Raw genomic sequence first — 18,740 nt, 5'->3', positions numbered from 1 at the left:
TTATCCCTCTAAATCAAGCAAACTATCACTAAAGTCATATAGTGGCACAATATCTGTATTTATTGCAATATTTGTTTCATTTATAAATTCTAACTCATGTAGATTATTCTTTAATAATCTAGCCACACTCTCATACATAACAAAAATATCAAGCCTCACTCCAAAATCCATTTTATACAAATACCCCCAAGTAGCACCTAGGTTTGCAAAAACAGAATAAAATTCTAGTGTTTCTTGTTCTTTTATCTTTTTTTTACGAATTTGTAAAAATCCATTTTTAGATTCATCTTCATAATTTAGAGGAAGCGTTAGAACCTTATGTTTTAGAGACATTAGCATATGGCTAAGAAATGCAAACTCCCACTTAGATTCAGCACTCGCCATTTTTTCTCCTAAAAACTGCTTTAAGACATCAAATGGATTATCAGATTCCTTTAAAAATTGCGAAATAACATCTGCATTTAGCTTTAGTGGAATATTTGAATCTTTTAGCATTGATGGTTGCTTTATTAGATTTGATAGAGTAATTGAACCATTATTTTTACCCATCATAGCCCAATACTTCCCACCAACTTCTAAGTCTTTTATGCTTTTTGTCTCCATTGCTACATTACCTATCTTTACCATATATCTCACACCTTGATATTTCTCCATAACCTCTAGCCTCATAGGTAGTGTAGCGTTAAATTGTGTAGGCTTATTACTTGCATTTTGGAGTGTATTTTGGACTTTGTTTAATTGCCCCATTTGCTTTATCATAGCTTTATTGCCTCATTTAAGATTCTAAAAGCTAGAGATAGTTTATTATCTTTATTTAGCTTTATATTTTTATCTTTTGTTATGAATATTATTTCATTATCATCGCTATTTAGTGGATTATTTGACATTTCATTTAGGCATATTGCATCTATATTTTTTTCACTTAATGCATTTGTTGCACTTATCAAGCCATTACTTGATTCCAATTTAAATCCTATTGTAATTTGGCTTTTTAAAATGCTCTTTAAAATATCAATATTTTCTTTTAATTTTAGATTCCATTCTTTGCCTATTTCTGATTTTTTTAGCTTTGCATCACTTGTGCTTAATGGCACATAATCACTAATCGCAGCACACATAAATAATATTGAATCTTTTTTATTATCTATTGTATGTTGCCACTTTTCTATGTGAGATAGATATTCGTTTGTGCTTTTTGCTTTATGCAAGAGTATATCTTGCGGAATAATAAATGGAATATCGCCTACAACACTAACTCTGGCACCCAAAAAATACGCAGCCAATGCAATGCTACTCCCCATCTTACCACTTGAAAAATTCGAAATATATCGCACACTATCTATGCACTCTTTACTCCCGCCAGCACTTATACATATATTTTTATTCACAAAAGATAAATCTAAAAGTAAGATTCTAATAGTCCTATATACAATCTCTAGCACATCGCTTAATGCGCCATTGCCAACCATTTTACAAGCCAACTCTTTACTCTGTGGACTTATTATCTCAACACCTATACTTTCTAATTTTACAAGAGATTCTTGTGTAATTTTATTTTCTATCATATTTGTATTGGCACTTGGTGCTATTATTTTTTTACCCTTAAAGGCTAAAAAACTCTCTAAAAGAACATTATCTGAAAATCCATAAGATAGCTTATTAATGCTATTTGCACTAATTGGTGCTAATAAAAATACATCTCCCCACTTAGCAATTTCTATGTGATTTAAGAGAGGATTCGACCAACTTTGAGAATCTTTTGTTAAAACTAAATTGCCACTTAAAGATTCAAAGATTATTGGAGAGACAAATTCTCTTGCTCTATCACTCATAACAACTCTAACACTAGCCCCACACTTCTGCAATAATCTCATAACTTCTATTGATTTATATATAGAAATACTTGCACTAACCCCTAGAATAATCTTCTTATCTTTTAGTATTTGTGATTTTTGTAATATTTCTATCATTTTTGTTCTACATACCCTAAATCTACAAGCACATTTGCTAATTGTGCCAATACAGGACCACTAGTGCTAGACCCACTACCTCCATGTTCTACCATGATTGTAATTACATATTTTGGATTATTAGCAGGCAAATATCCAGTAATCCACGCTTGAGAACGATGAAAATAATCCATGTCTTTTTCTTTGATTCTTGCTTTATCTTCTTGTGAGATTCCTACCACTTGTGCAGTTCCAGTCTTACAAGCTAGAGATGCTTTACTCTCTCTTGTGGCATAATTTGCAGTCCCGCCAACATCACCACACACCTGCCTCATACCTTCTTGTAGGGCGTATAATTTGCTTTTTTGGAATTCATTTAGCACATCTTTTGAAGGTCGCTCTATTTCTTCCCCACCCATTTGTTTTACAAAATGAGGTGTTGGAAGTTTGCCTGTTGCAATTAATGCTGTGTAATTTGCAATCTGCAAAGGGGTAGTCAAAAACAAACCTTGACCTATAGAGCTAACAACACTATCACCAGCATACCATGACTGCTTATATCTAGCTTTCTTTAAAGATGGTGATGGAACAATTCCTACAAATTCATTTGGCAAATCAACCCCAGTTTTAATTCCAAGTCCCATTTGTTTTAGCGTATCTGCTACAACCTCAAAATCAACCTTCTGAGATAAAGTGTAAAAATAAACATCTACACTTCTTTTTAACGCCTTAAATAAATCAGAACTCCCATGTCCTTCTTCTTTCCAATCTCTAAATTTCCTTCCACCTATTTCTATAAATGGTGGAGTTTGTAACTCTGTGTATTCATCTATATCTGCATGTTCTAAAAATGCCAAACCCATACCCATTTTAATAACAGAACCGGGAGGATAAAGTCCATTTATAAATTTATTTATAAGCGGTTTATATGGGCTATCTCTAAGGGCATTCCAATTTTTATAAGAAATGCCATCAACAAATAAATTCAAATCATATTCAGGATAACTTCCAGCCGCTAGTATCTCACCATTTCTAGCGTCCATTACTATTGCAGCACCATTTTTACCATCAAAAACCTTATCCATTTCTCTTTGAATTCTTATATCTAGCGTCGTTAATAAATCTCTGTTTTCTTCTGGTGCGTTATATGATACATTGTCTACTATTTTATTTAATGCAGTAACTTTAATAGTCCTTAATCCAAGCTCCCCTTGCAAATATGTATCATATTGTCTCTCTAATCCTTCTTTTCCTATATGCTTAGTATATTTTGATATTGGCTGTCTTTCCATATCCTTTGCATTTGCTTTGCTTACATAGCCTATTACATGGGAAGCACTAGTTAAGTTTGGGTAAAATCTTTTTGCTGAAGGCTCAACTCTTAAGATATCACTTTGCGATAGTTCTGGGTAATGATTTAACACTACCTCTCTTGTGACACGCTCTATTATTGGTATATATTCATGGTTGTATGCTGTATCTTGCCTTCTATATGATTTTATTAACTCATCTTTTGTATATTGTGGAAAAAATTTTAAAATTCTATCTATTTCACTATTTAAAATTTCTCTATTTTCTCCAACAGATAATTTGGGTGGAAGAGTAATTGTAAAATCCACAACATTGGTGGCTAATGGCTCACCAAGCCTATCTAATATCTGCCCTCTAATTGGAATTATTGGCTCTTCTCTTATTGTGTTGTTAAAAGCTTGTTTTTCATAATATTCATGTGAGACTACACTTATATTGAAGATTCTAACAAGCAAGATAATCCAAAACACGCCAAAAGCACAAAATAATAATACAAGTCGTCTATTCATACAAAAATCCACAAAAATATCCATATAAGCATGGATTCGATAATAGAATAAAATACCAAAATAAATGAAAATGTAGGCGATGGATAATCAAAAAGATATGAAAATAAATACAAAAATGCAAAATAGCCAAAGTACGCATAAAAAATAAATAAAGGTATAAAAATCTTGCTATAACCAAACAATCTTCTAAACTTCGGTAAGACTATCTTAAATGAAAACACAATAAACAAAATAGAGCTCAAAAATAAAAGTCCCTTGCTTGCTTCAAAAAATATAAAATAAGGTACCAAAATATAAAATGCTCCATATTCATGTTGCTCATAGTATTCTTGCGATAGAATGTATATCACTCCAAATAATGGTGGCAATAAATAAAAAATATCAGTAATACATACATATACTATACAGCATATGCTTAATATTATGTTTTTTAGATATTTTTTATCAGTGCTATTTCGTCGCACAGAGGAAAATGTTTGCATGCTATACAATCCGCCCAAATTTTATGATTAGGAATTTTATCCTTACTTATCTCAATAAAACCTAACTTTTGAAACAATTCTTTTCTATAAGTTAAAACTAAGATCTCTTTTATGCCTAGCAATAACGCTTCATTTATACAATCATTTATAAGATGCGTTGCCACTCCCTTTCTTTGTGCAAAAGGCGCTACTACCAAACTTCGAATCTCTGCTAACTCCAAAGAATGTATATGCAAGGCACAAAACCCTAGCATTGTTGGATTTTTAAGATCATTTATTGACTTACTATCTAAAGATATAGAATTAAAATCAAGCTCATCTTTCTCACAAAATGCCACACGATAAGAACGAATCATATTTGCCATTACATCTACGCTTCTATCAAGTATGACGCCACTTTGCACTTGTGGTGCTACTAATTTCCGCATTTCTTCTATATATTGTAAAGTTGGTTTAATAATAATCATATCTAATCCAATACGCCTAAACTTCCAAGTGCTTGATTAATTAGAAACTCTCTCATTTCAACTATGCTATCATTTTTTAGACTACTGCTAAATTTACTATCTTTAAACTTCTGTTTTAACTTAGATTTTTCAGATGAATTTAGCTTGTCAAATTTTGTAAAAACTCTAACTAGCCTTTGATCGCCTCTTAAAAATTGATTTACAAATAATGCTAAATTATTATCAATTTCCAAATTTGGGTGACGGCTATCAACTAAATGCACAAATAGCCTTATATTATCACGCTTTTGCAAAAACTCGACTAAATTTTTATTCCACAATTCCTTTTTTGTCTTTGATACCTTTGCATACCCAAAACCCGGCAAATCAACAAAATAAACCTTAACAATATTATCACTATCCATTTGCCATTCTGTTAAAAAAAAGTTAATAAGTTGTGTTTTACCCGGAGTTTGTGAGCTTTTAGCTAGTTTTTTTTGATTACATAAGAGATTTATAAAAGTGCTTTTTCCAACATTACTTCTACCTAAAAATACAATCTCACTAAAAAGTTGCGGAGGACATTGGTGGATATTTTGTGCAGATGTTACAAAGCTACTTTTTAATAATTGCATCATTGCTCTTTTTTATCAAGTTTGAAAATTAACTTTGCTGGTTTATCTTCATCTCCAAGCACATTTATATATCCTGCTTCATGTGATACTAGAATCTTATCTCCCTTTATACTATTGCTTTTACCATTCTCTACTACTACGACATTGCCTAGTAGTTGGTATTCTTTTTTGTTTGGCAGATATATTACTTCATTTGCACTACCACTAAACTTCCTATTATCCTGCAAAGTAATAGCAAACTTCACATCTCCAATAGCCCTCATTTTAGTTGGTTTGTTATTGCTATCAAGGTATATAAAAGCCTCTTTTGAGTTTAAAACATCATTTGCTCTTTTTACCTCTACATTGCCCTTAAGTTTTGTTATTCTATCCTTGCTAGAACCTATAAATTCCTTCGCACTCACTTCTATTTTATCAGCTCTTAAAGCACATAAAATAAATAATACAAAAATTAAATACTTCATCTATTGTCCTTTAGCAAAGAATGTATATTATTTGCATATATTTTATCGTTTTTATATTTGATGTTTTCGCCAACTATCGTGTAATTATCTGACTTTATAACAAATTTACCATAACCATCTATTTCTTTATTTTTTGGATTATAATAAGCGCTCTCGCTCCATATCTTTGAATCATCTTTAGTATAATAAACACCACTAGGAAAATACACTAAAGAGTTATCATATATGGCAAATTCTGACTTAACAATATCTTCTTTTATATTATTAGAAAAAGACACAATTTGAAAATCATTAAGTTCATATTCACCTTTTAAATTTTCAATAGCACTATGTCCATTTACGAAAATATCAATTCCTCCACTAGAGATTTTATAATACTTATAGTTGTAAATTTCAAATCTAGGTAGTTTAATGGCACTTGATGTGTTATTTACATCAACATCAAATGCAAATACAAGCAAAACACTAAAAATACTAAGCAATATAAAAAAATAACTGGTAAACTTCCCTATACTACGATTACTCAAAAATTTCATAAAGCTTTCTTTGAAGTTTTTCTTTTTTAATCAAATAATCAATCATTTCTCTAACAGCACCATCTCCGCCATTTGATTTTAAAACCTTAAATGCCACTTTTCTTATTTCTTTTACAGAATCTTTGGGTGCAAAAGAATATTTAAGCGATTTTAACATTTTTAAATCATTTAAATCATCTCCAATAGCGGCAACTTCACTTATGTCTATTTTAGATTCTATTAAAATGCTTTGTAATACTTGATATTTGTCGCTAACCCCCTGCTTTATGTGTTGAATCCCAAGTTCTTTTGATCTATTTTCTACTATTTTTGAGGTTCGACCTGTAATTATTGCAACCTGCCCTCCTAGCTTAATCCAAGCAGCAATCCCAAGCCCATCTTTTACATTAAAGCTCTTTAACTCCTCGCCACTATTGGAGTATATTATCTCTCCATTAGTTAAAGTGCCATCTACATCTAAGACTATTAGCTTTATCACAAGATTCCCTTTGTGCTTGGTATGTTCGCATTATGACTAATTACACAAGCCCTGCGCAAAGCAACTGCAAAACTTTTAAAAGTAGCCTCTATTATATGGTGATTATTCTTTCCTCTTTTTTTATGTATATGCACTGATAATCCAGCATTCATACTAAAAGCCCTAAAAAACTCTTCAACAAGCTCACAATCAAAGCTACCAACCTTGCCACTTAAATCCAAATCAAAAAACAAAAATCCCCTATTGCTAACATCTAAATCGCACTCAACACAAGCTTCGTCCATAACAACTGAAGCATTGCCGAATCTTTCTATATTCTGTATAGGAAATAAACTATCATGCACAAGCTTACCAAGCACAATCCCGCAATCTTCTACGCTATGATGAAAATCAACCTCTATATCACCAACACACTTTAACTCCAAATCAAACCTAGCGTGTTTTGATAATGTCTCTAGCATATGATTAAAGAATCCTATATTAGTATCTATATTATAAGTGCCACTGCCATATAGCAAAAGTTTTGCCTCGATGCTTGTTTCTTTTGTTTTTCTAGCTAATTCTTTCATATCTCACCTAGTTTGTTACTATAAATGCACCAACTACCTTATTTGATTTAATAAAATCTCTAGCCTCCTCTTCGCTTTTAAATCCACTAAGCATAACACGATATATAGGAGAGTCATCAAGTTGATATTCTCTTATTGTAGCATGATATGGAGCATGGTTAGAGTGTGTATTTTTAAATGCTTCTGCACCCTCTTTTCTTCTAAAAGCACCAATTTGAACCATAAAATTAGAAAGTTGCACACTATTATTTGTATGTGCTATTTCATATTCGCTATTTGCTAGATTCTCTTTTGATAAAGGCATAGAATCTGAAATCACGCCATCAAAACCTATGACCTCAACTTTAACTCTAGCAGTTCCAGTTGTTAGCATATCAATATCCCTTGCTGCTACATTTGATAAGTCTATTATTCTTCCAGCCACAAAAGGACCTCTATCATTTATCCTAACTATTGTTGATTTTCCATTTTCTTGGCTTGTAACTTTAACTATTGTATTCATAGGAAGCGTCTTATGTGCTGCAGTATGTGCATACATGCTATATATCTCGCCATTTGAAGTTTTCTTCCCATGAAACTTCGGACCATACCAACTAGCAATTCCATCATAACTTTCACCCAAAGTAACAGTTGTCGGATAATACCACTTACCATTTATCTGATAAGGACGCATTGTTGCTTCATGTGACTTTGGATTTTTATTTGGTGTGCCATAATTACCGCTACCACCATATGCACCACCGGTACTACCATAATCACTATAATATACATTATGCCCCTTAGAGCTACAACCAACAAACAACAAAACAAAACCGCTAAATAACAATAATTTAAGATTCATAAACTCTCCTATGCATTTTCTTTTTCTAATGGAATAATAATTTCTTGATTAATAGACAATTTATTTACATTTTTAATTGAATTATATTGCGTAATTAACCTTTTAGAAACACCATATTTTCTAGCAATAGCATTTATAGTATCACCCTTTTTTATCCTATGGACTAGATATTTTCTCTCATTTAACTTTTCTTTCAAATTATTATCCAAATTCTTTTCTTTATAAATTGCTAAATATTTATATGGAAGATACACATTATATAGTTTTTGTGTGGTTGGAGTTATGTTTTTTTTGAAGTGAGGATTTAGTCTCTTTAATTCATCTAAATCTATACCAGCTTCATTTGCAATATCCACAAGAGGCGTAGCCGGTAGAACTTCAATAGAAGCAAGCAAAGAATTGGCACCTCTATTTAAGAAATAATCATAATCATTTGTTTTTAAAGTATCTATATTGTGAAACAAAAACGAAACAGATAGGATTTTTCTAATATACATTCTACTCTCAAGCGGAATATATTTTTTATCAGGGTCTAGCAAGATTCCTAAAGAATCACTATTAGCTTTTGCTATTGCCCTCCTTAATCTCCCCTCACCGCAATTATAGGCAATAGCAGCTAGATACCACTTGCCAAAACTATTTTTTAGATATTTTAAATACTCTATTGCCACTTGTGTTGATTTTATAGGATCTTTTCTCTCATCTATTTGTGTATTAATTGTTAATCCCATTGATTTAGCTGTTTTTGGGATAAACTGCCACATTCCAACTGCTCTTTTATTAGATCTTGCAGATAGAGAAAACCCAGATTCAATCATTGCTAGATACAAAAACTCTTGCGGAATCTCTTCTTTTAAAAACATTTCTTTTAAAGTTGGTATAAACTCATATCCATCTTTAAATTTTTCAAGCAAATACTCTTCTCTTTTGTTGCTTAAAAAATTATTCTTAACACTAATAAAATATTCATTATTTAAAAACGAAGGCTCTATGTCAAATGTCTTTAAAACATCTTCACCTTTAGCGTCATAGCTAATACTATTAAACTGCGAAAAAGCAAACGAACAAAACAATAAAATAAAATAAATAATTCTCATAAACAAACCTTAATAAAATTGAAATTTTAAAAAATAGGCGATTATATCAAAAGTAAGCAAAGTTATATATAACTTAGATTTTATTTATTTTTGCAAATTATTCTTAGCATTTGTTACTTGAATCTCTAGTTCTTTAAACCATTTTGCATAAGATTCAATTTGTTCTTTTTCATATTTTGTCGGTGAATTTAAAAAGCCTAAAGTACTATAATCTCTCTCAAAATCATCATAAATCCACTGCAATTCTAACAATTCTTGCATTGTTATTTTTTGCTTTTTTAAAATAGCATTTGCATTGTCATAGTTTTGTTTTGATTTTGTAAGAAAATTTCCTATATTCAGTCTTTGTCTTGATTGGCTTTGTATCTTAAAAGCTGCCCTATTGTATGGATCTTCTTTTAATGCTTTAGTAGCTAAAGTATTGGCTAGTTTATAATCTTTTCTATCAAATGCTTCTTGTGCTTCCCTTCCTAAAGTATAAGAATCAGAAAAATACACACTAAAAATTGCCAATACAACAACAGCAATTAAAACAAATAGCTTTGTCATGCTACCTCTTTAAATTCCATATATTCTTTTATAAACTCTTTTGCCTTATCAATACTTAAAGATTCTAATAATATAGGATCTTTCAAATAAAAAGTAACTTTGCTAAAAGGCTTTGGAATTTTAAATCTATCCCAACTACCTAACTCCCACGCATTGCTATAAATAACTTTAGATATCAAAATCTTTGCATTAGACTTTTGTGAAGCCAATACAATACCATTTGCTACGCTATGATATGGACCTCTTGGACCATCTGGTGTGATTGCTATTATATTATTATCCTTTAGCTTCCTTACTATTTCTAACAATGCCCTACTGCCACCTCTAGAACTAGAGCCTCTAAGTGAATATAGCCCAAAATATGACATACTCCTTGAGATAATCTCACCATCAAAATGATGACTTATGAGTACGAATGCTTTTTTGTCTTTTGAATATTTGCGAAACACCAGAGGTTGAAAAAGTAACTCACCATGCCAAAATGCAAAAATAAAACCTTCTTTAGACTTTAAAAGCTCCAAAGATTCCTGTGAAACTTTATATTCTACTTTACATAAACATCGCAAGATTCTTATTGTTACAAACACAAAAAATGGAATAATAAATAGTAAAAACCTCTTTTTCATAAAACTATACTAATTCACCAAATAATTGTGCTCCCCTAACTTCACTGATTCTCGCATTGCAGATACTGCCAACTAAACTCTCATCTCCGCTTACTCTTACTAGCTTATTTGTATCACTTCTACCTTCTAGCATACCTTCTTTATAACTCTCAAAAAGAATCTCATGAATCTGTCCAAGTTGTGCTTGATTTGTAATACCTAAAAGCTCTTTGTGTCTATCTTGCAATCTTGCTAAGCGATTCTTTGCAATATCTTCATCTACTAGCTCTATTTTTCCACTCTCTAACAATTCTTTTGCCTCTGTATGTGGTCTTGTAGAATATATAAAGCTATACATAGTATCAAATGATACTTTCTCTAGCACATCAAGTGTGTCTAAAAAATCTTCTTCACTCTCACCCGGGAATCCAACGATAATATCAGTACCTATAGTTAGTTGTGGTATCAAAGATTTCATTTTTTCAACCCTATTTAAAAACCACTCTTTTGTATAACCTCGCCTCATATCTCTTAATATCTTTGTAGAACCACTCTGCAAAGGCATATGAATGGACTTGCATATTTTTTTATTATTTGCAAATTCTAAAATAAACTCATCGTCCATATGAAGAGGATGAGGAGAAGTGAATCTTATCCTATGCAACCCATTTATATTAGATATTTCTGATAAGAGTTGCGTGAAATTTATCGCTCTATGAATAGTACTAAAATTTTTTCCATAACTATTGACATTCTGCCCTAAAAGTAGAACTTCTTTAACGCCATTATCAACTAATCTTTTTACCTCATTTATTATCAAATCAGCTGGAATTGAAATTTCTTTGCCTCTTGTTTTTGGCACTATGCAATATGAACATTTCTTATCACAACCTATAGAAATATTCACAAATCCCCTAACATTACTGATGTTGCCTTGGCTAAATACATAAGCACTATCATCATAATCTATATCTACCCATGCTACTCTATCTTTATGTATGATTTGTGAGATTTTCGATACATTTCTAGCACCTAAGACAAAATTAACTGCCTTTGTCTTTTTTAGAATCTCATCTCCAAGATGACTAGCAGTGCAACCACAGACACCTATTTTGGCATCATGCTTTTTAATCTTTGCATACTGCCCTATTTCTGAAAATAGCTTTTTCTCTGGTTTTTCACGCACACTACAAGTATTAATTAGTATTAAATCAGCTTCTTTTGGATTATTAGTTAAACCATAACCCTCTTTGTCACTAAGCTCTGCTATTATATGATCACTATCGCGTTCATTCATAGCACAACCAAGCGTTTCTATGTATAATTTTTTACTCAAAATCAACTCTTATAAAACATGTATTTCATACATATAATCACCATCATCTAACCCATATCTTACTTCTCTAAAATATGCTTGTTTGCCCTTCTTGCTAAAATGCTCCAATAAAGCCATCATATCTTTATGAGAGTTATCTTTATCGCAATAAAAAATATTTATTTTCTTATCATCTAACATATCTTCTAATTTTTTTAAAGTAATTTTGGTTGGTTTATCGCTTGTATGTTCTCTAGCTAATTTTATATCCATGAGCCTACCCTTAAAAATAAAGCTATAACGCCTTTAATTTAGAAAAATGGCTAATTCTAAAATATTTTTGCTTAAAAAATAATATTTTAATTTGCATCAATTAGTAAAGCACTCACAAAGATTTTTTCAGCTAAAATTCGAACAATTATTTAATTTTAAGGATCAATGCTTTGGAAAAGATATTAGATATAATAGAAGGTATAGCATATGAAAAAGACTTGCCAATAGATAATGTATCAGAAGCAGTAAAAGAATCTGTTATAAAAGTTGTCAAAGAAACTTTAGATCCAAACATAAACTACGATATAGAAATAGATAAAAAAAATAAAACTTTACATCTCTATCAGGTAATTAGTGTATGCGAGGATAGCAATAAACAAGATGATAACAAAAACTTCATAACACTAAGTGAAGCAAAAAAACACGATTCTGATATTAAAGTTGGTGATGAACTAAGATATGAATTAAGCCTTGAAGACATGAGTAGAAGTGCGGTTAATTCACTATTTAAAGAACTAGAATATAGAATACAAAGACTAATAGAAAACCAACTATTTGATAAATACAAATCACAAGTTGGAAAAATAGTAAATGGAAATGTAGTAAGAATTGATAACTTTGGCAATACATTTGTCGAGATTGATGAAGTGCATGCAATCCTCCCTAAAAAAAATAGAATAAAAGGCGAAGAATTCAGAGTTGGAGATGTAGTGAGGGCTGTTCTTAGGAGAATTAATATAGATAAACAAAATGGGATTCATATAGAGTTAAGCAGAACAACTCCAAAAATGTTAGAAGAATTGCTAAAACTAGAAGTTCCAGAGCTAAAAGATGGTGAAATAGAAATAGTAAATTCAGCTAGAATCCCGGGAGAGAGGGCTAAAGTATCACTAAAGAGTAATTCTGCAAAAATAGATTCAGTAGGTGCAACAGTTGGAGTAAAAGGAGTAAGAATAAATGCAGTCTCCAAAGAGCTAAAAAATGAAAATATAGATTGCATAGAATATTCTAATCAACCAGAGCTATACATAGCAAGAGCATTATCTCCTGCACTTGTAATTAGTGTAAAACTAGATGAAAATAATGAAACTAACGATACAAAAAAAGCAATAGTCAATATATCAGATAAACAAAAACCAAAAGCCATAGGCAGAAATGGCATAAACATAAGGCTAGCTTCAATGCTAACTGGATATGAGATTCAGCTAGTTGAAATACCAAGCAGTGTAGATAACAACACAAATGAAACAACGACAAATGATGAACCAAAAGGTGGCATAGATATATTAAGCTCACTATTTAAAGAGTAATTTTAAAGCGAGTTTAAAAAAATTAAGTTAAAATTTCGACTTTTATTAATTTTGGGGATTAGCTAAATGATAGGCTTTATGCAAAAACATAGAAAATATCTTGTCGTAGTAGTATGGGCTAGCACGATAGCATTTGTTGGTGCTGGTTTTGTTGGGTGGGGTAGTTATAGCCTATCAAGTTCAGCCAATGCAGTTGCCATAGTTGGCGATACAAATATCGAACAAAACAAGTTGCAAAGAGAATATAACAGACTATACAATATATATAATCAATTAGTAGGTGGCACACTAGACCAAGAACAAGCCAAAAAAATGGGAATAGAATCCCAAGCACTAAACAATCTAATATCACAAACACTTATGCTAAATTTCGCAAGAGATATAGGATTAAGAGTTGAAGATAAAGAAATAATAGAAGAAATAACAACAATAGAAGCCTTTCAATCAAATGGAAAATTTAATCAAGAAATATACAAAAAAGCACTACAAGAAAATCAACTAAGACCAAAAGAATTCGAAGAAAGCATAAGAGAAAGTTTGCTTTTAAATAAGCTTGGTGTGTTGCTTGATATCCCACTAACACAATTAGAAATAGATGTTCTAAAATCAGCTTATTTTGTAGAAGACAAAGTTGCCATTAAGACAATTAATAAATCTAGCATAGAATTCACTCCAAAAGAAGAAGGAATCAAGCAATACTGGGAAGAAAATAAAGATATATACCAAACTCAAAGAGGGTATGAAATATCAATGCTAGAGATAAATACAGATTCTATAGAGACTGATGAAGAAAGTTTAAAAAAATACTATAACGATTTTAAAAATAAATTTTTAGATAATAATGGACAAATAAAAGAATACAAAGATGCTAAAAACGATGTAATTAGAGAATATAAAGATTCCCAAGCAGAAAAAGAAGCTCTAAAAGAATATATCTCACTAAGAAAGGGAGAGAATAAAAACGCAAAAAATATACAAGTATTTGAAGGTGATGAAAAGTATAATATAGATTTTATAAACGCCCTAAGTCAAGCTAAAGAAGGCGAAACACTAAAGCCTATAAAATTAGAAGATAAATACATAACAGCTAAAATTATAAAGATTATCCCAAGTGTGCCAAAGGAATATAGTGCTGCTAGAGATGAAGCAAAAGAAGACTACATAAAAGAAGAAAAATCTAAAACACTACAGAGCATGGCAAAAAAAGAGCTAAAGACTAATTTTGATGCTACAAATATAGGATTTATAAGTAAAGACACAAAGTCAATTCAAGGCTTAAACGAAGATGAAAGCTTAGAATTTGTATCTCAACTATTCGGTAAAACCGATGAGAAAGGGTATATTTTATTACAAAATAAGATAGTCTTATATAAAATTTTGGACCAAAGAATTAAAAATTCTGATACAATTAATGAAAACTTGAAGCTTTTAACACAAAGTGGCACTCAAATGAAGGGGCGTTTGATAGAAAAAGAGCTGTTAAGCTATTTATTAAATACTTATGAAGTTATAAAAAAATAATTATCACTTAAATAAAGGAATGGTGTTGGAACAGACAATACTTGGAATTGACATAGGTTCTACTAAAATTTGTGCCATGATAGCAATATGCAAAGACGGCATACCGCACATAATAGGGACCGGCTTTCATAAGTCTCAAGGACTAAAAAAAGGCTCAATAACAAACATTGACCAAGCAAGTCGTGCTATAAAAGACTCCCTAAATGACGCAAAAAGAGTTGCAGGTGCAAATATAAATAAAGCTGTAATATCAATTTCTGGCGCATATACAAAAAGCACTGATAGCTCTGGAATTGTAAATATTCCAAACAATGAAATAGGTATTAAAGAAATAAATCGCGTAATCCAAACAGCACTTTACAATGCTTCAATACCACAAGAATATGAAGTGATACATATTCTTCCATATAACTTTAAATTAGATGATCAAGATTTCATTGAAGATCCAATGGGAATGTCTGGGAGCAGACTAGAAGTATCAGTAAGAATAATAACTGTTCAAAAATCAAGCTTGGGTAACCTAAAAAAAGCTATAAAGTCTGCTGGTATAGAGATAGAAAATATTGTATTAGCCTCTTATGCTTCATCAATAGCTACACTAACTGATGATGAGAAGAATCTAGGTGTAGCATGTATTGATATGGGTGGTAGCACTTGCGAGCTTATGATACATGTTGGGAACTCACTAAGATATAATGATTTCTTGGGAGTTGGCTCAAACCACATCACAAACGACTTGGCAATGGCATTACATACCCCACAAACAATCGCCGAACAAGTGAAAATGCAATATGGTAGCCTATTACAAACTGGAGAGGATTTAATAGAGATACCAACAATAGGTGGAGATGACAATAATAAACATCAAGTATCCTTAGTAACCGTTCATAATGTAGTATATGCAAGGGTTGAAGAAACTCTAATGATTCTAAGCAAATCACTAGAGGATAGCAATTTAAAAGATCAACTAGGTAGCGGTGTAGTGCTAACTGGTGGAATGACAAAACTAGAAGGAATAAGAGAGCTAGCTTCAGCACTGTTTTCTGTGCCTGTTAGACTTGCAAAACCAATAGAAATAGATGGTTTATTTGCAGACTTTAAAGGACCTGAATACTCAACCGCCATAGGATTAATACTATATGCTTCTGGTAAATACACAAACTATGAAATAGATTCTGAAAAGAGAATTAGACATAAACACGAAAAGCTAGAAGATGAGATAGTTCCATTTAACAAAAATATGAATCTGATAAATCCGCTAAATAATGTTAGTAACAAATCATCTGCAATGATAACAGCGGTGAATAGTATTCCTAAAAATGCTACCGATATAAAACAGGATCTAACTGGGATCACGGAAATAAAAAAGATAACCACAAAAAACAATAATGTTTTTGTTCAATTTTGGCAAAAATTAACACAAATGTTTTAAATTTGAGAATAGGAGATGTGCAAATGATAGAAGTCCAAGAAGTGAATCCGCACGATTTTAGTGCAAACATAAAAGTTATTGGCGTAGGTGGCGGTGGTAGCAATATGATAGGACACCTAATCAATACTGGAACATATGATGGTATAGATTTGGCAGTTGCAAACACAGATGCACAAGCTATAAGCACTTCAAAAGCACATAAAAAAATACAACTTGGTGCGAAGCTAACAAAAGGCTTGGGTGCTGGCATGAGACCGCAAGTTGGCAAAGATGCTGCACTAGAGAGCTATGAGGATCTAAAAGCATTTTTGGAAAACACGGATATAGTTTTTATATCCGCTGGTCTTGGTGGAGGCACTGGAACAGGTGCGGCACCGGTAATAGCAAAGGCCGCCAGAGAAGTGGGTGCTCTAACTGTATCAATAGTAACAAAACCATTCAGATGGGAAGGTAGAAAAAGAGAGAAACTAGCCGAAGAAGGATACAAAGAGTTAAAAGCTGAGAGTGATTCTATTGTTGTAATACCAAATGAAAAATTATTATCAATAGTAGATAAAAATCTTGGTTTAAAGGATAGCTTTAGGATTGTAGATGATGTCCTTGTGAGAGCAGTAAATGGTATGAGTGGCATAATTCTTTCGCATGGACAGGATGATATAAATGTGGATTTTGCCGATGTTAAAACTGTTATGAATCATAAAGGTATGGCACTTATGGGAATAGGCGAATCTAGTGGTACTGACGCAGCAAAAGAAGCTATAAAAATGGCAATAGAATCTCCACTATTTGACAACATGTCTATAAATGGTGCAAAAGGCATCTTAGTTCATTTCTATCTACACCCAGATTATCCATTAACAGAAGTTTCAGATTCAATGGAAATAGTATATAGTAATGCAGACCAAGAAGCAGATGTTATCTTTGGAACTGCTACAGATTCAAATATAGAAAAAGACAAAGTAAGAGTAACAATAGTTGCAACAGGATTTGAAAAAGAAAATAACATAGTATCCACATCACAAGAAACTGAAAATGAGGATAACTCTACTTTGAGATTAGTCAATCCAAAAGACATGAGCAAAAAAATCAACCAGCAAGACACACTAATAAATAAAAAGAAAGTTAGCGGTGGAGAGTTTGTTAATGATGAAGTTCTGGATATCCCCGCATTTTTAAGAAGACAAATGGACTAATATAGAAACATTAATCATACAAGGAAGTAAAATGAATAGTTTGAAATTAAAGTTAGCAATAATCGCGTCTGTATTTTCTGCGATATCTTTAATTGTTCTAGGTATTGTAAGCTTTAACTCAAGCAAAAACATATTGCTAGAAGAGGAACAAAATGCTGAAATACAACGTGTCAATGCATCTAGCAAAATGGTAGAAAGCTTCTACAATGAAAAGGTAAATGGTTTTCAACAATGGATATTATACTTAGACAATCTTCCAATTCATAATATAAACTCACAGGAAAGCATTATAGAGAATATAGCTCCAAACCTTACAATATTGAAAAAATTAGGTGCACTAAGTGCATTTTTTGGTTTACCAAATGGAGATATTATAATTAGTAGTGCCGTATCAGATCAAGAAAAGCGAGCATTTGATATTTTAGATGGTAAACAGGTTAAAGGAACTGAAAAGCAATGGTATAAAGAGGCTATAAGAAGAAATGACATATACATAACTCCAGTATATGAAGATGAACTTACAAAACTTCCTTGTATAAGTATAGTTAAAGCTTTTTATAAAGGCGATACTCTAATAGGTGTATTTGGTATAGATATAGCTCTATCAGCTATAAATGATTCTCTGAGTGGTATGGCTGTAGAAAATGGTGAGTTGATGATAATGGATGCAAATCAAGTTCCAGTTATATCATCAAAATTAGCACAAAATCAGCTTCAAAAAACAGAAGAGCATGATATTTTATTTAACAACTCTAAACAAGTTGGTAACCTAAAAACATTTGAATATGTAAATCCACAAAATCATGATAGTCTTGGAGTATGTAATAATATTGAAAATTTCTATGGTACCTCATATTCTATCTGTTCTTCGGCTGATTTGTATTACATAAACCAAAAAGTAAATGCTGGCCTAATAAATCAAGCAATAATGGTATTAGTGTTAATAATAGCCACAATTGCTGTATTGTACTTGATCATTTCAAGATATTTGAATCCACTCTACACTATCCAACAAGGTCTACTTTCATTCTTTAAATACATAAACTATGAATCAAAACAAGCTCCTAAACCAATAGCTATAACATCTAATGATGAATTTGGTTCTATGGCTAAAGCCATAAATGATAATATACAAAGAACTCAAAATGCTCTAATCCAAGATCAAAAAGCAATAGCTCAATCTGCAGAAACAGCAAAAGCAATAGAAAGTGGTGATCTAACAGCA

Annotated in this window: 21 protein-coding genes; 5 read left to right on the top strand and 16 right to left on the bottom strand. The window is 31.6% G+C overall.

Annotated elements, in window-relative coordinates:
* From PF022_RS05415 to PF022_RS05340, 16 genes are all read right to left on the bottom strand, one after another.
* On the bottom strand, positions 1 to 759 hold the full coding sequence (locus tag PF022_RS05415) for a hypothetical protein (RefSeq protein WP_271021459.1): 759 nt from the start codon (positions 757 to 759) through the stop codon (positions 1 to 3).
* Positions 756 to 1,970, bottom strand: coding sequence for a bifunctional phosphopantothenoylcysteine decarboxylase/phosphopantothenate--cysteine ligase CoaBC (gene coaBC / locus PF022_RS05410; protein ID WP_271021460.1), 1,215 nt, complete (start codon positions 1,968 to 1,970; stop codon positions 756 to 758). The genes PF022_RS05415 and coaBC overlap by 4 nt, the downstream gene beginning before the upstream one ends.
* Complete coding sequence (gene mrdA / locus PF022_RS05405) at positions 1,967 to 3,769, bottom strand: penicillin-binding protein 2 (protein ID WP_271023059.1); 1,803 nt, start codon at positions 3,767 to 3,769, stop codon at positions 1,967 to 1,969. Before mrdA ends, coaBC begins: the two co-directional genes overlap by 4 nt.
* Complete coding sequence (locus tag PF022_RS05400) at positions 3,766 to 4,251, bottom strand: hypothetical protein (protein ID WP_271021462.1); 486 nt, start codon at positions 4,249 to 4,251, stop codon at positions 3,766 to 3,768. The genes mrdA and PF022_RS05400 overlap by 4 nt, the downstream gene beginning before the upstream one ends.
* Positions 4,200 to 4,718: an N-acetyltransferase gene (locus PF022_RS05395; RefSeq protein ID WP_271021463.1), complete on the bottom strand. Its 519-nt coding sequence runs from the start codon at positions 4,716 to 4,718 to the stop codon at positions 4,200 to 4,202. Before PF022_RS05395 ends, PF022_RS05400 begins: the two co-directional genes overlap by 52 nt.
* 2 nt (positions 4,719 to 4,720) lie before the next feature.
* A complete protein-coding gene (yihA, locus tag PF022_RS05390; protein ID WP_271023057.1) occupies positions 4,721 to 5,332 on the bottom strand; it encodes a ribosome biogenesis GTP-binding protein YihA/YsxC in 612 nt (203 codons plus the stop codon).
* Entirely contained in the window at positions 5,332 to 5,796 is a 465-nt protein-coding gene (locus PF022_RS05385; protein WP_271023055.1) for an LptA/OstA family protein, read from the bottom strand. The genes yihA and PF022_RS05385 overlap by 1 nt, the downstream gene beginning before the upstream one ends.
* Positions 5,793 to 6,332: a hypothetical protein gene (locus PF022_RS05380; protein WP_271023054.1), complete on the bottom strand. Its 540-nt coding sequence runs from the start codon at positions 6,330 to 6,332 to the stop codon at positions 5,793 to 5,795. Before PF022_RS05380 ends, PF022_RS05385 begins: the two co-directional genes overlap by 4 nt.
* Positions 6,316 to 6,810 carry a KdsC family phosphatase gene (locus PF022_RS05375; RefSeq protein WP_271021467.1) on the bottom strand — a complete coding sequence of 165 codons (495 nt, stop codon included), beginning with the start codon at positions 6,808 to 6,810 and terminating at the stop codon, positions 6,316 to 6,318. The genes PF022_RS05380 and PF022_RS05375 overlap by 17 nt, the downstream gene beginning before the upstream one ends.
* A complete protein-coding gene (gene hisB / locus PF022_RS05370; protein ID WP_271021468.1) occupies positions 6,807 to 7,379 on the bottom strand; it encodes an imidazoleglycerol-phosphate dehydratase HisB in 573 nt (190 codons plus the stop codon). Before hisB ends, PF022_RS05375 begins: the two co-directional genes overlap by 4 nt.
* A 7-nt stretch (positions 7,380 to 7,386) precedes the next feature.
* Complete coding sequence (locus PF022_RS05365) at positions 7,387 to 8,220, bottom strand: septal ring lytic transglycosylase RlpA family protein (RefSeq protein WP_271021469.1); 834 nt, start codon at positions 8,218 to 8,220, stop codon at positions 7,387 to 7,389.
* An 8-nt stretch (positions 8,221 to 8,228) separates the two neighbouring features.
* Positions 8,229 to 9,317, bottom strand: a complete 1,089-nt coding sequence (locus PF022_RS05360) for a lytic transglycosylase domain-containing protein (RefSeq protein ID WP_271021470.1) — start codon at positions 9,315 to 9,317, stop codon at positions 8,229 to 8,231.
* Between the two features lie 84 nt (positions 9,318 to 9,401).
* Positions 9,402 to 9,866, bottom strand: a complete 465-nt coding sequence (locus PF022_RS05355; RefSeq protein ID WP_271023051.1) for a hypothetical protein — start codon at positions 9,864 to 9,866, stop codon at positions 9,402 to 9,404.
* Positions 9,863 to 10,492 (bottom strand): lysophospholipid acyltransferase family protein, encoded by a 630-nt coding sequence (locus PF022_RS05350; protein WP_271021472.1) that lies wholly within the window; start codon positions 10,490 to 10,492, stop codon positions 9,863 to 9,865. The genes PF022_RS05355 and PF022_RS05350 overlap by 4 nt, the downstream gene beginning before the upstream one ends.
* A 4-nt stretch (positions 10,493 to 10,496) precedes the next feature.
* Positions 10,497 to 11,807 (bottom strand): tRNA (N6-isopentenyl adenosine(37)-C2)-methylthiotransferase MiaB, encoded by a 1,311-nt coding sequence (miaB, locus tag PF022_RS05345; protein WP_271023049.1) that lies wholly within the window; start codon positions 11,805 to 11,807, stop codon positions 10,497 to 10,499.
* 9 nt (positions 11,808 to 11,816) lie between these two features.
* On the bottom strand, positions 11,817 to 12,059 hold the full coding sequence (locus PF022_RS05340) for an HP0268 family nuclease (RefSeq protein WP_271021474.1): 243 nt from the start codon (positions 12,057 to 12,059) through the stop codon (positions 11,817 to 11,819).
* A gap of 170 nt (positions 12,060 to 12,229) precedes the next feature.
* Here PF022_RS05340 and nusA point away from each other — a divergent pair, with 170 nt between their 5' ends.
* From nusA to PF022_RS05315, 5 genes are all read left to right on the top strand, one after another.
* Positions 12,230 to 13,369, top strand: a complete 1,140-nt coding sequence (gene nusA / locus PF022_RS05335) for a transcription termination factor NusA (RefSeq protein ID WP_271021475.1) — start codon at positions 12,230 to 12,232, stop codon at positions 13,367 to 13,369.
* Positions 13,370 to 13,435: 66 nt separating this feature from the next.
* Positions 13,436 to 14,890, top strand: a complete 1,455-nt coding sequence (locus PF022_RS05330; protein WP_271023048.1) for a peptidylprolyl isomerase — start codon at positions 13,436 to 13,438, stop codon at positions 14,888 to 14,890.
* A 25-nt stretch (positions 14,891 to 14,915) separates the two neighbouring features.
* Positions 14,916 to 16,322, top strand: coding sequence for a cell division protein FtsA (gene ftsA / locus PF022_RS05325; RefSeq protein WP_271021477.1), 1,407 nt, complete (start codon positions 14,916 to 14,918; stop codon positions 16,320 to 16,322).
* A gap of 23 nt (positions 16,323 to 16,345) precedes the next feature.
* The gene (gene ftsZ, locus PF022_RS05320) at positions 16,346 to 17,515 is read left to right on the top strand and encodes a cell division protein FtsZ (RefSeq protein ID WP_271021478.1); all 1,170 of its coding nucleotides are present in this window, start codon (positions 16,346 to 16,348) and stop codon (positions 17,513 to 17,515) included.
* Positions 17,516 to 17,546: 31 nt separating this feature from the next.
* Positions 17,547 to 18,740, top strand: a 1,194-nt coding sequence (locus PF022_RS05315; RefSeq protein ID WP_271023047.1) for a PDC sensor domain-containing protein, incomplete at its 3' end; no start/stop codon positions are given.

It is taken from the genome of Helicobacter sp. WB40 (assembly GCF_027859275.1).
GTDB lineage: Bacteria > Campylobacterota > Campylobacteria > Campylobacterales > Helicobacteraceae > Helicobacter_D > Helicobacter_D ibis.
This window is presented reverse-complemented; position numbering and strand designations above follow the sequence as displayed.